At 64.9% G+C, this 12,755-nt stretch carries 8 protein-coding genes; 5 read left to right on the top strand and 3 right to left on the bottom strand.

Annotated features, from left to right (window positions below):
- Positions 1–6: 6 nt before the first annotated feature.
- Complete coding sequence (locus tag JQ587_RS29365; protein ID WP_212427665.1) at positions 7–1,074, bottom strand: glycosyltransferase; 1,068 nt, start codon at positions 1,072–1,074, stop codon at positions 7–9.
- Between the two features lie 241 nt (positions 1,075–1,315).
- Between JQ587_RS29365 and JQ587_RS29360 the strand changes: the two genes are divergently transcribed.
- Entirely contained in the window at positions 1,316–2,269 is a 954-nt protein-coding gene (locus JQ587_RS29360; protein ID WP_212427703.1) for a glycosyltransferase, read from the top strand.
- Positions 2,270–2,280: 11 nt separating this feature from the next.
- On the opposite strand, the gene JQ587_RS29355 is transcribed toward JQ587_RS29360, so the two are convergent.
- Positions 2,281–3,309, bottom strand: coding sequence for a glycosyltransferase family 2 protein (locus tag JQ587_RS29355; RefSeq protein WP_212297173.1), 1,029 nt, complete (start codon positions 3,307–3,309; stop codon positions 2,281–2,283).
- 392 nt (positions 3,310–3,701) lie between these two features.
- Here JQ587_RS29355 and JQ587_RS29350 point away from each other — a divergent pair, with 392 nt between their 5' ends.
- The 4 genes from JQ587_RS29350 (at position 3,702) to galE (ending at position 8,334) form a co-directional block, all read left to right on the top strand.
- A complete protein-coding gene (locus JQ587_RS29350; RefSeq protein ID WP_212427664.1) occupies positions 3,702–3,932 on the top strand; it encodes a hypothetical protein in 231 nt (76 codons plus the stop codon).
- A 296-nt stretch (positions 3,933–4,228) separates the two neighbouring features.
- Positions 4,229–6,523, top strand: coding sequence for an exopolysaccharide transport family protein (locus JQ587_RS29345; protein WP_212427663.1), 2,295 nt, complete (start codon positions 4,229–4,231; stop codon positions 6,521–6,523).
- Entirely contained in the window at positions 6,516–7,322 is an 807-nt protein-coding gene (locus tag JQ587_RS29340; protein ID WP_212297176.1) for a WecB/TagA/CpsF family glycosyltransferase, read from the top strand. Before JQ587_RS29345 ends, JQ587_RS29340 begins: the two co-directional genes overlap by 8 nt.
- 19 nt (positions 7,323–7,341) lie before the next feature.
- A complete protein-coding gene (gene galE, locus JQ587_RS29335; protein WP_212427662.1) occupies positions 7,342–8,334 on the top strand; it encodes a UDP-glucose 4-epimerase GalE in 993 nt (330 codons plus the stop codon).
- Positions 8,335–8,347: 13 nt separating this feature from the next.
- Here the strand turns inward: galE and JQ587_RS29330 are convergent, their stop codons facing one another.
- Complete coding sequence (locus tag JQ587_RS29330) at positions 8,348–12,463, bottom strand: bifunctional diguanylate cyclase/phosphodiesterase (protein ID WP_212427661.1); 4,116 nt, start codon at positions 12,461–12,463, stop codon at positions 8,348–8,350.
- Positions 12,464–12,755 lie beyond the last annotated feature (292 nt).

The following is a 12,755-nucleotide window of genomic DNA, read 5'->3' as shown; positions in this document are numbered from 1 at the left end:
CGAGGTCTAGCCCATCCCCGTTAACCATCCGTCAAGCAGCACACCGGGCTCGGCGGGAACCTGGCTCTGCCGTGCGACGCTGCGCGCGATCTCGTAATATTGCAGCGCGCGCTGCTCCAGCGTCAGGTTGTCCAGGATGTAGCCGCGCGGATCGAATCTGCCCGCGGTGCAGCCGGCCCAGAAATCGGTCCAGCGCTCCTCGAAGCCGGCGCGGTCGGCGAATTTGAGCCCGCAGCGATCGTCCCAATAGGGCACCGACGACACCGGCCCGAACTGCACCCGATGCGGATAATAGTCGGGATCCCGCCACGGGCCGCCGGGATCCCAGGCAAACACGGGCACCCCGGAGGACAGCGCCTGCTGATAGGCGATGCCCTGGCTCTCGCTCTGGCACAGGAAGATCATTGTCCGCGAGCGCGCCAGCGCGGCCTGGTAATCTTCCTCCTTGTAGCTGCCGTAGCGCAGCTCGGTGAACGTTCGGCCTTCCCTCACGAGCCGGGCGCGGACCGGCTCGACCAGCTCCGGCACGCAGCGCTCACGGTTCAAGCTGACCTTGTCGTAGAGCAGAACGTCGACGGTCTTGTCGCGAGGGCGCGACGGCGCCCAGAGTTCGGTATCGATGCCGACGGGCCAGGCTTCGGTCTCCGGCCAATGGGGCCGGTACATGTCGGCATACCAGTCGCCGGGCACCAGGAATTTCTTGACCGGAAGCCGCTTGAACAGCTCGGGATCGTCGAACGGATGGTTATAGGCGGCAACTCCGAGCAGGATCGGGTTCTTCCACGCGAATTTGTTCAGCAGGAAGGCGCGGCCGATGATGCACGCGACCTCTTCCGGGTGCTGTGCGACGTAGCCGTAGTCGTTGACGCGATAACGAATGCCGAGCCGGTCGAGCCCGGCACAGAGATTGAGGAACACGCGCAGCTGCCCGCTCATGCGCGGCTCGCCGAACAGCATCTTGCGCGCCATGCGCCGCAGATGGCGATCGCCGGGGAACCAGCGATCGTCCTTGTCCTCGAAGAAGAGGTTGAGGATCATGGCGTCGGGATCGTAATCGAATGTCTTTGCGGGCACTTGCATCCATCCGCGGCAATCAGGCCCGCATTCTCGCATGAGACCGGCCGTCGCACTTCTCGAAAGCTGCGACAGACTTAACGCCAGAGGGTTTAACGCTAATCTACGAAACCGGCGACGCCGGCCGCCGTCGCAACAACGATTTGATCGTTATGCGGGTATCATCCGCGACGGCCGCACGAGGCGGCTGGTTAACGGATCCTTAAAGACGACGAGCCATCGCTTGACCCTCGCCGACGCCATGCTCGATACACCGGCCGCCGCGCCCGCGGTGACGGATGCGTGCGCCATGTCGCCCGCGGTTTCCGTCGTCATCCCCGCGAAAAATGCCGCGGCCTATCTCGGCGAGACCATCGCAAGCGCGCTGGCGCAAGCCGACGTCACCGAGGTGATCGTCGTCGACGACGGGTCGACCGATGACACCGTTGCAATTGTGAGATCTATCCGCGATCCCCGGCTGCGCCTGATGACGAACGACGCCCCGGGTGTGTCGGCCGCACGAAATCTCGGCGCACGAACCGCGCGCGGAAATTGGCTGGTCTTCCTCGATGCCGATGATCGCCTGCGGCCCAATTCGGTGACGACGCTGCTGGCGGCAGCAAAGGCCGCGCCGCATGCGGTGCTGGTCTATGGCGATTACAACACGATCGACAGCGCCGGACGGAGGATCGGCCGCCGCGATTTGCTGAAAGGACGCCAAAAGCCCTCGGGCAACGTGCTGGAGCGCCTCGCCGGCGGAAATTTCATCGTCAACGGCGGGATCATGCTGATCCGCAGCGAGGTCTTCCATGCCACCGGCGGCTTCGACATCTCGCTCCGTTATTGCGAGGACTGGCATTGCTGGTGCCGCCTCGCCGCAACAGGCGAGTTCGCCTATGTGCCAGAGCTTCTCCTCGACTATCGCCTGCACACGGCCAACACCATGAACGCTGCGGTGCGGACGCCGCAGGATTTCTTCCCGGCGGTGGCGCGCGTGTTCGATGACGAATTGATCCTCAGGAAGCTTCCAACCGGCGCGGCGCCGCGTTTGCGGCAGGCGGCCGAGATCCATCTCGTGACCTATGCGGCAACACAGGCGGTCCGCTTCGGGCGACATCGCGAGGCGCTTGGCTATCTCGGCATGGTCGGGCGGCGCTCGCTCAAGGCGATGCCGCGATCAGCAGTCAAGATCGCTCTTTCGTACTTTGGAATCTAGCGGCTGACGCGTCAGGAAACGATCTTCGAGGCCTCATAGGGCTTCGGATCGTAGCCCAACGCCGCGAGCGCAGAACCGACAGCCACCAGCACGGGGTGCATCGCGACGACCGCTTTCGATGACGTCAGTAGGCGAGCCGAGCGCACCAGCGACAGCGGCAACCGGGCCAGCGTTTGCGCAAACACGCGCACCCGCTCCGCCACACCCTGCGCAGCCTTGACCCGCACACGGTAGTTGATCACCCCGATGCGAAGACCGCGCCTGACGATCCAGCCGAAGCTGGTGCGGCTCTGCGGCACGGTCTCGGTGATGACGGCCTCCGCCGTCCAATGGAAAAGCATGCCGGCATTGCGGCCGCGATAGAAGAAATCGCAATCACCGCCGCCGAGAAAATTGAAGCGCAGATCGAAGGCGGGACTGCCGAGCCGCTCGAATGCCGCGCGCGTGATCAGGCAATTGCCGCAGCCATAGATCAGCGGCACGGCTCCAGTGTAGTCGTAGGTGGGACAGAACGCGGGATGACGCGCGAGCCAAGGCTGGCTGTCGTCGTCGAACACCGGGAGCACGGGTCCGCCGACCACGTCGGCACCGGTCGCCTCCGCGGTGCGGACCATCAATTCGAGCCAGTCGGGCGAAGCGATCTCGTCGTCGTCGATCATCAGGAAGCGGGTCGCGGCGGGAAACAGCGCCTGCGCCGTCTCGAACGCGGCGTTGATCGCCTGGCAATTGCCTTGCCGTTTCTCGATCAGGCAAACGCCTTGAAGCTTGCCGGAAGCGAGGTACTCCGCGGCCACCGGCGCGCTCGCGCGGCCTGCCGCATCGTTCTCCACCATCACCACCGCGAAAGAACGCGGCGTGCGCTGGTCGACGAGCGAGTCCAGCGTCAGCCGCAGGTGGTCGGGGCGGCGGAAACAGGGAATGCAGACGACGATGCCGACCGAAAGATCGATGACGCGCGAGCTCGCCGCGATCTCCCGGTTGGGATCGCGCACGGCATCCGAGATCCGGCTGGCGGACAAATCTGTCGGGATCAGCGTCATTGCGTTCTCAATGCCTGAGATATGTTGAAAAAGCCCTGCGCGCAGTGTCCCGCGACGGCACGGCCGCGCCGGACAGATGCGTCCCAAAATGGGCGGCCTGCTCGCGCGCTCAAACTGCACCGCGACGACAATGTCGCGGATATCAGGCGTTCTACCATGCGCTTAACCGCTTTCGCGTGTTTTCCCTGCGGATTCCTTTGCGCGTGATACTGCAATTCGCAGTCCATCACGCGCCAGCAGCGCAACATGGACGATGCCGTAGTTAACGTGGGGTCCGATTAACCCGACCCTAAGCACCGTGATTGGTGATGTGTCGCGGCATCAGATTTGCTCTTCGAAGTCGCGAGATTTTTCCTGTAAATTTGAGTCGAACAAGCGCGGTTAGAAAAAAGATGAATAAGTCAGTCACGATCGAGTTCGCGACGACGGCCGAAGCCTGGGATCTCAAAGGTCCCGCCCCCCAGGCGCTGCTCGACCTCGCCGCCGTCGAGGCCCGCGACAGTCTGCTCGGCGTTCACGAGACGCGCCAGCGCTCGCCGCTGCTTGCCGCGCTCGACGACGCACTGATGAATGCCATGCTTCCGCGCCGCGGCGACGATCACGTCGTCCTGCGAAAGGCCTGAGCCCATGCGTGCGCAGCCTGGCCATCAAGCTGCGATGCCAGACGCGCGCGCGCCGCTGGGCGCGCACGGTAACGAACCGTTAATCACTGGGCGGCTGTCGGCGCCGAAGCGGCACAACGACGCGGCAAATGGCGGCCTGCGCTTAAACGCTTTGTTTGCCATTTCGGTGAATAGTCCCTCAATGAGTATGGTTAATTTTCCCTGTTGCGTTGATTGCGCGCCTATATCCCCGGTGCGAGGCGTAAAGCGAAGAGTAACCCCTCAGCCCGCGGCCGTTGGAATGAAAGCTGGGGACTATGCTCGACTATAACCAGCCGATTGATCGGGCGAGACAACCGACCGGTTCGGAGGCCTCGCAGCGGAAGTCCGAGGCCAGCTTCAACGTGCTGGAGCTCGTCAACCTGCTGTGGCGGCGCAAGATCGCGATTGCTTCCGCGGCGCTGATCGGCGCGTGCCTCGCCGTCACCGTCGGCAAGAGCCTGACGCCCCGCTACACCGCCACCGCCCAGCTTTACGTCGACCCGCGCGAGCTTCAGCTCGTCGATCGCGAGCTCACGCCGCGCGCACAGGACGTCTCCGGCATGTCCATGGTGGTGGAGAGCCAGGCACGCCTGATCACCTCCAACAGCGTGCTGCTGCAGGTGATCCAACAGGCCGGTCTCGACAAGGACCCGGAATTCGGCGGCGGCGACAGCAAGACGCTGACGTCCTCCCTGCTCAGCCTGATCGGCCTCCAGCCCCGCGCGCCTTCGGCCGCGGAAGCCAAAGAAGTGCAGCTTGCCGCGCTCGACGCGTTGAACAAACACATCACGATCCGCAAGACCGAGAAGAGCTTCATCGTCGACATCGAGGTCTGGTCGATTGATCCGGCGAAGGCGGCGATGCTCGCCAACACCCTGACCAACACCTACCTGACGGAATCCCGCAACTCCCAGGCCCTGGCGGCGCGACGCGCGACCAGTGAATTGTCGGGCCGGCTGAAGGAGCTGCGCGAACGGCTGCGCAACGCCGAAACAGCACTTGCCACCTACAAGGCCCAGAACAATTTCGTCGGCACCCAGGACTCGCTGATCAGCGATCAGCAACTCTCCTCCAGCAACCAGCGGCTGTCCGCAGCCCGCGCGGCGACGATGGACGCGCAGGCGCGGCTGGACCAGATCGAGGCGAACAAGCGGACCGCCGCGGATGCAGGCGCGATTCCGGAAGCGCTGCAATCGCCGACGATCGCGAACCTGCGCGCCCAATATGCCGACGCGCGCAAGAAGTATGCGGAGCAGACCGCCGAGCTCGGACCGCGCCACCCCGCCCTGCGCCAGACCGAAAAGCAGGTCGAGGATCTCAAGCGCACCATCAACGAAGAGATCGAGCGCTTTGCGCTGTCCGCCAAGAACGATTTGACGCGCGCCCGCGACTACGAGGCTTCGCTCAACCGGGCGCTGGAAGTGCAGAAGCGGCAGAGCGTGCAGCTCAGCCAGGCCGCCGTGCGCCTGCGCGAGCTCGAGCGCGAGGCCGATGCCAGCCGCGACGTCTATCAATCCTTCCTCAAGCGCTCGCGCGAGACCGAGGAGCAGGAGACGCTCAACACGTCGGCGGCCCGCGTCATCGGCGAGGCCACGGTGCCGCAGCGGCGCTCGTTCCCGCCGGGCATGAGCCTGTTTGCGATGATCGGCTTCATCTTCGGCGCACTCGCGGCCGCCTGCTGGTTCGTCGCGGCCGAGCATCTGTTCAACGGGGCGACGGCCCCCGAACCGAACCGTCGCGAACGCGCGCCCGAACCTGACGTTTCCAAGCCTCAGGGCGAAGCCGCAGCACCTGCACCTGCACCGGCGCTTGCGCTGGTCGAGAAGCCCTTGATCGCGCGTCTCCAGGAGGCCGACGTGATCCGCACGCTCGGCGCCATTCTCGCCACCGGCGGCGGCGTCGATCTGACACGTCTCGGCTGGCCGACGCTGCGGCCCGGGTTTCCGCTGACGACGCTGCTCAACGCCTTTCGCGACATGCGCGCGGCGATGGTCCGCCGCGCCGGCGGCAAGACGACGCCGGTGATGGCGCTGGTCGGCGCCGGCGACACCGAACGCAGCGTGACTGCGCTGAACTTCGCCCTCGCAGCCGCGCGCGACGGCGGTCGTGTCCTGATGATCGACGCCGACCATGAGGCGCTCATGCTTTCGAACAAGGTCAATCGCCCCGGCAAGAACGAGCCGGGCAAGCTTGGCTGGCTGTCGATCGGCAACAAGGCCGCGCGCGAAATCAAGACCGTCAGCGGCATCTCGGTGTTACCCGCTACCGAGAGCGACGCCGGCAAGGCCGCTAACGCCATCCGCAGGGCGATCGCCCAGGCGCGCTCGGCCGGTGGCTATGACCTCGTCATTCTCGACGGCCCCGCAATGCCGCTCTCCGCGACCGGCCGCAAGCTGCTGGATAGCGCCGACGCGCTGGTGGCGGTGCTGCCGACCAGCCTCGACATCAACGAGAGCATGGAAGAGATCCTGACCGCGCTCGGCGGCGCCGAACGCAAGCTCGTCGGCGTCGTGCTCGACGAACTCACCCCCGCAACCCAAACGCGCCAGCGAGGCAAACAATATGCTTGAGCGCCGCGTCAATCTGGAAGGTCGGGCCGCAACCGCCGAGGTGCCACGGATTACCGTCGGCGGCCTTCGCATGGCCGCGCTCGACCTGGAAGCAACCGCCGATTTCATGATCGAGGCAACCGATCCGCGTCACCGCATCGGCCGCCCGCTGTTTCTGACCTCGGCCAATGGTGAAGTGCTGGCGCGCTGCTCGACAGAGCCGCAGACCGAGCGCCTGTTCCGTGCCGCCGATCTGATCAATGCCGATGGCCAGCCGCTGGTGGCCGCCTCGAGGCTGCAGTCCTGGTTTCCCCTGCCGGAGCGCGTCGCCACCACGGACCTGTTTCATGTCGTCGCACGCAAGGCGGAGATTGCCGGCCGCAGCTTCTATATGCTCGGCGCCAGCGAAGAAGAGAACGCCGCAGCGGTCAGACGCGTCCAGAACATGTATCCGAAGCTCAGGATCGTCGGATACAGCCATGGTTATCTCCGTGGCGACGCGCTCCGCGCCAAGGTCGAGGAGATCAACGCGCTCGCGCCGGATTGCCTGTGGGTGGCGCTCGGCGTGCCCTCGGAGCAGGCCTTCGTCGAAGAGTTCACGCCGCTGCTGACCAATGTCGGCGTCATCAAGACCTCGGGCGGCCTGTTCAACTTCCTGTCGGGCAGCCGCTCTCGCGCGCCGCAATGGATGCAGAGGATCGGGCTCGAATGGGCCTGGCGCACCTGGCTCGAGCCGCGCCGCCTGTTCTGGCGCTATTTGACCACCAACCCCCGCGCGATCTATCTTCTCTTCAGCCGCAACCGGCCCTTCAATCGCTGAACAAGGGTAGACAAACGACATGACCGACCGGCCGACTGTCCTCGTCACGGGAGGCGCGGGCTACATTGGCTCACATGCCTGCCGCGCCCTCGCCGCCGCCGGCTATCGGCCGGTCGTTTACGACAATCTCTCGACAGGTCATCGCGACTTCGTTGCCGGTGAGCTGGTGACGGGCGACCTGCTCGATGGCGCAGCGCTGGCGCGCACCTTTGCCGACCACAAGATCGTGGCGGTGATGCACTTCGCGGCCGCGAGCCTCGTCGGCGAGTCCATGACCGACCCACAAAAATATTACGTCAACAACGTCCAGGGCACGTTGTCGTTGCTTCAGGCCATGCGCAACGCGGGTTGTCACCGCATCGTGTTCTCTTCGACCGGGGCGGTCTATGGCAATGCCGATTCCAAGGCGCTGCACGAGGATTTCCCCTGCGCACCGATCAATCCCTACGGTGCCTCGAAGTGGATGATCGAGCGGATGCTCGCCGACTACCGCGCGGCTTACGGCTTCGGCGCGTTCTGCCTGCGCTATTTCAATGCCAGCGGCGCCGATCCGGCCGGCGGCATTGGCGAATTGCGTGACAATGAGACCCATCTCATTCCGCGCGCGATGATGGCAATGCAGGGCCATGCCGAATTTGCCGTGTTCGGCGACGATTACGACACGCCCGACGGTACCGCGATCCGCGACTACGTCCACGTCACCGACCTTGCCGCGGCACACGTCGCGGCGTTGAAGCTCCTGGAAACGGGACATGCCGGCGGCAGCTTCAATCTCGGCACCGGTTCAGGCTTCTCGGTGCGCGAGATCCTGACCGCCATCCGGCAGGAGACCGGGCGCGAGGTGCCGCACACCATCAAGCCACGCCGGGCCGGCGATCCGACCTATCTCGTTGCCGACCCCTCGGCCGCGCGAAAGGTGCTGGACTTCGTGCCGCGCCATTCCGACCTGCCAACCGTGATCCGCACTGCCTGGGCCTGGCATCAGAAGGCGCATCCGCTGCGGTCGCGTTAAGCAACCGCAGCCGTCAGACGACAGCGCGTTTTCGCTTTGGCGCGGCGGTTTCCTCCACCACCGGCCCCGTCTCCGGCTGCAGCGGCGGCGCGACGGGCAGGACCATCGGCCGTAGCAGTTCGGCCATCTGGTTTGCCGGCAGCGGCTTCGCGATCAGGAAGCCCTGCATTTCGTCACAGCCATGGGTGCGCAGGAACGTCTCCTGCTCGGCGTTCTCGACGCCCTCGGCGACCACAGTCATGCCGAGCGCCTTGCCCATGCTGATGATCGCCTGCGCGATCGCCTGGTCCTCCGAATCCTGCGGCAGGTCACGCACGAAGGAGCGGTCGATCTTGATGGTGTCGATCGGGAAATGCTTCATCAGCGACATCGACGAATAGCCGGTGCCGAAATCGTCGATGGCGAGCCGAATGCCGCGGCTCTGAATCGCGTCGAGCACCTTCAGCGCGCGACCGACATTGCGCATCATCATGCTCTCGGTGACTTCGAGCTGGAGCAGCACCGGCGACATGCCGGAGGCCGCCAAGGCCTCGTCGACGTCCTGCAGCAGATGCTCGTCGGCAAATTGCCGCGGTGACAGGTTCACCGCCATCGACAACGGCAGCAGGCCACGACGCTGCCAGGCCATGGCCTGCGCGCAGGCCTCGTTCAACACCCAGCGGCCGATCGGCACGATCAGGCCGGTCTCTTCCGCCAGTGGAATGAATTGCGCCGGCGAGACGTTGCCGAGATCGGGATGGCTCCAGCGCAGCAGCGCCTCCACACCGGTGATCTGGCCGGTCTCCATGTCGACCTTGGGCTGGTAGTTCAGCGAGAACTGCTCGCGTTCGAGCGCCCGACGCAGCGCGCTTTCCAACGACAAACGCTCGATCGACTGCGTCTTCACTTCCTTGGAGAAGAAGCGATAGCCGTTCTTGCCGTCTTCCTTGGCGAGATACATCGCCATGTCGGCATTCTTGGTGAGCGTCTGGGCGTCGGCGCCGTTGGCCGGATACATCGCAATGCCGATCGAGGCCGTGGTATGGCACTCGTGGCCGGCGAGCTCCATGGGCTCGGCGAGCGCCGTCAGCAGTCCGGTGGCGATGCGCTGGACGTCGTCGATCTCGCCGCACTGGTCGAGGATCACGACGAACTCGTCGCCGCCGAGACGCGCCACCACGTCGCTTGCGCGCAGCGCATTGCGCAGGCGCGCGGCGACCTCGAGCAGCAGCAAATCGCCCGCCTCGTGGCCCAGCGAATCGTTGATGACCTTGAAGCGGTCGAGATCGATGAACAGGACGGCAAAGCTGTGATCGCCGCGCTGTGCGGTGCCGATCGCCTGGCGCAGCAGGCTGTTGAAGGTCTCGCGGTTCGGCAGGTTGGTCAGGCTGTCGTGCGACGCGAGATACTCGATCCGCTCGTCGGCCTTGTTCTTCTCGTCGGCGCGATCGAAATTCTCCATCGCAAACGAGACGTTGTCCGCAAGGCGCCGCAACAGCTCGACGAACTCCCCGGTGAAGGTGTCGAGCTCGGTGGACATGTAGATCATGACGCCGACGGACTGATCGTGCGTGATCAGCGGGAATGCCGCGCCGGAACGCGCGCCGTCGCTGCGGACGACGGCCTGGAATGCGGTCACGCGGCTGTCGTTGACATAGTCGTTGCTGACACAGGGCTGCCGGGTGCGGAATGCCGTGCCGCTCATGCCGCGGCCTTCGGGCCGGTCGGCGTCGATGGAGAGACGGACGTTTCGCGTGGTCTCGGCGGATGGTCCCGCGCTCGCGACGATCTCGAGCTGATCGCTGTCGGCCCTGGCCAGGGCAATGGTCGTCGAGGTGAACTTGCCGCCGGTGGACGCGGCCTGACACACCAGCTCGAACAGCTCGGTGCGCGACTTGGCACGCACGATCGCTTCGTTGGTAGCACTCAGGGCCGCGAACATCCGCGCCAGGCGCTCCTTCTGCGCCTCGGCCCGCGCCCGCTCCTCGGCCCGGTCGAAATTGTCGAGCGCAAAGGAGACGTTCTCCGCCAGGCGCCCCAGCAGCTGGATGAGATCGGGCGTGAACGTGCCTTCGTCCGGCGAGAGGAACAGCAGGACGCCGATGGCATCGGTGCCGTTCTTCGTCAGCGGAAAGCCGCCGCCGGATTTCGTGCCCTGGTCACGCGCGATTCGGCGCCAGTGCGCCGCCCGAACGTCCGTGAGAAGCTCGTTCGCGACGCAAGGCGCCTTGGTACGGAAGGCGGTGCCGGCCAGTCCGCGCCCTTCAACCTCATCGGCGGACGTCGCAAAACGCCATTGCTCGGCATGATGGCGGCATTCGCCCTTGGTGACGGCGATGTCGAGATGGCGTCCCGTCGGATCGACCATTGCGATCGTGGCCGACGAGAAGGTGCCGCCGAGAACGGCCGCGTCGCACACGGCTTCGAACAGTTCGGTGCGGGTCTTCACGCGCATGATGGCTTCGTTGGTCGCGCTGAGCGCCTCCAGCATGCCGCGCAGACGATTGCGCTGCATCTCGGCTTTCGCCTTCTCGTCCGCGCGGTCGAAATTCTCGAGCGCGAAAGCGACGTTGGCCTGGAGCCGTTGAAGCAACTCGACGAATTCCGGCGTGAACGTGCCGCGCTGCGGCGAGTTGAACAGAAATACACCCTCGACACGGTCGCCGTTGAACAGCGGCAGTGCCGCCGAGGATCCGATGCCGTTGCGACGGGCATTGTCTTGCCAGGGCTTGGTCCGCTCGTCGGACATCACGTCGTTGCTGATGCAAGGCTGGCGCGTGCGGAAGGCCGTCCCCGTCAACCCGCGCCCCTCGGGCACCTGGTCGGAGGTGGACAATTTGAAGCCGCGGACGGTGTCCGCGTTCGGTCCGTAGCAAGCGACGACGCGGAGCAGCTCGGCCTGGTGATCGACCAGCGCAATGGTGGCCGAGGTGAACTTGGCGCCCTTCGCCGTCGCTGCGCAGACGAGGTCGAACAGCTCGGCCCGCGAATGCGCGCGCAGGATCGCCTCGTTGGTGGCGCTGAGCGCCGCATACATGCGCGAGAGGCGGTCCTCTTCCTCGGCGATCCGGGCCTTCTCGGCTTCACGGCCGAAATTGTCGATCGCAAAGCAGACGTTCTCGGCGATGCGCAGCATCAACGCGACGATTTCCTCGTCCCTGGCCCAAGATTGGCTGAGAAAGGACAGAATCACGCCGATGCTTTGGCCGCGCTTGATCAGGGGCGAGGCGATAACTGCAGCAACGCCCGTATCGATGTTGGTCTGCTCCCAGGGTGTTCCTTTGGTTCGGCGCGCGAGATCGCGTTCGACCTGGGGCCTCTGCGTGCGAAATACTTCGCCGGAAATTCCGCGACCGTAGGGATTTTCGGGATCGGTAGAGTAGCGGGTCTGGGCGACGATCTCCACGTTCTCGCCGGTGCCCGCAACAGGCTTCAGCCAATGCGAGTCCTGCTCCTTGAGCAGAACGAAGGTCGCGATCGACTTGCCGCCATGCACCGAAGCGTCGCACACGAGCTGGTACAGCTCCTGCTCGGTTTTGGCACGCAGGATGGCTTCATTGGTCGCGCTGAGCGCGCCGAACATGCGGTTGAGCCGCCGCGTTGCCCGCTCGCTGGCCTGCCGCGCAGTCTCGCGCGAGAAGTTCTCCAGCGCATAGGAAATGTTGGCCGACATGCGCTCGAACAGCGATACCATCTGATCGCTCAGCGAGCCGGCCTCGCTGCGGGTCACGAACAGCACACCGACGCTCTTGCCGTTGCAGAGAAGCGGCAGCGCCGCCGCGGCGCCGATGTTCGCCCTGGCTGCGCCCTCTCGCCATGCCAGCGAGCGCGGATCGTTCAAATAGTCATTGCTGATGCAGAGCTTCTGGCTGCGAAATGCTTCGCCGCCGACGCCCGAGCCCTCGGGCGCGTCAGCTTCGGTCGTGATCTTGAGCGCGCGCAGGCGCGCCACGTCGTCACCGCGTCCCGCGGCAAAGCGCAAGTGACGGCCATCCGGCTCCACCAGGAACACGGCGACGGCCATGAAGTCCCCACTCGAAAACCCGGCGTCGCAGACCATCTGGTACAGCTCGTCCGGCGATTTCGCGTAGAGGATCGCTTCATTGATGGCGCTCAACGCCGCAAAGGTGCGCGCGAGTGTCGTCGGCACGATCTCAGCTCCCAGGCATCTCTGCCATTTTCTCCCAGGCTAGTTTATGAACGGGGATCGCCTAAGTGGTCGTTATTGCGCTCTGCAAACCCTCGATCAAAGTGAACGAGCTGCGAACGCCGGGTGCAAAACTTCCGGGAATACCGCCGCGCGGGAGGACTCTGCGACGAAAGGCGTGCTCTCTTTACGAATTTGCAGCCCTGTATTGGTTTACGGGAGATTGATATCGCAGCGCCGCTTTGAGACGATGGCTTGCAAGATGGCTTGCAACAAGCGGCCCGTTAAGGGCACC

Source organism: Bradyrhizobium manausense (genome assembly GCF_018130615.1).
Classification (GTDB): Bacteria; Pseudomonadota; Alphaproteobacteria; order Rhizobiales; family Xanthobacteraceae; genus Bradyrhizobium; species Bradyrhizobium manausense_A.
Note: the sequence above shows the minus strand (reverse complement) of the source record. Positions and strands in the feature narration are given on the sequence as shown.

What these genes read in the sequence shown, in the direction of transcription:
- JQ587_RS29360 (WP_212427703.1), top strand. Translation starts at nt 1,316, where the DNA reads ATGCTCGATACACCGGCCGCCGCGCCCGCGGTGACGGATGCGTGCGCC.
- JQ587_RS29355 (WP_212297173.1), bottom strand. Translation starts at nt 3,309, where the DNA reads ATGACGCTGATCCCGACAGATTTGTCCGCCAGCCGGATCTCGGATGCC.
- JQ587_RS29350 (WP_212427664.1), top strand. Translation starts at nt 3,702, where the DNA reads ATGAATAAGTCAGTCACGATCGAGTTCGCGACGACGGCCGAAGCCTGG.
- JQ587_RS29345 (WP_212427663.1), top strand. Translation starts at nt 4,229, where the DNA reads ATGCTCGACTATAACCAGCCGATTGATCGGGCGAGACAACCGACCGGT.
- JQ587_RS29340 (WP_212297176.1), top strand. Translation starts at nt 6,516, where the DNA reads ATGCTTGAGCGCCGCGTCAATCTGGAAGGTCGGGCCGCAACCGCCGAG.
- galE (WP_212427662.1), top strand. Translation starts at nt 7,342, where the DNA reads ATGACCGACCGGCCGACTGTCCTCGTCACGGGAGGCGCGGGCTACATT.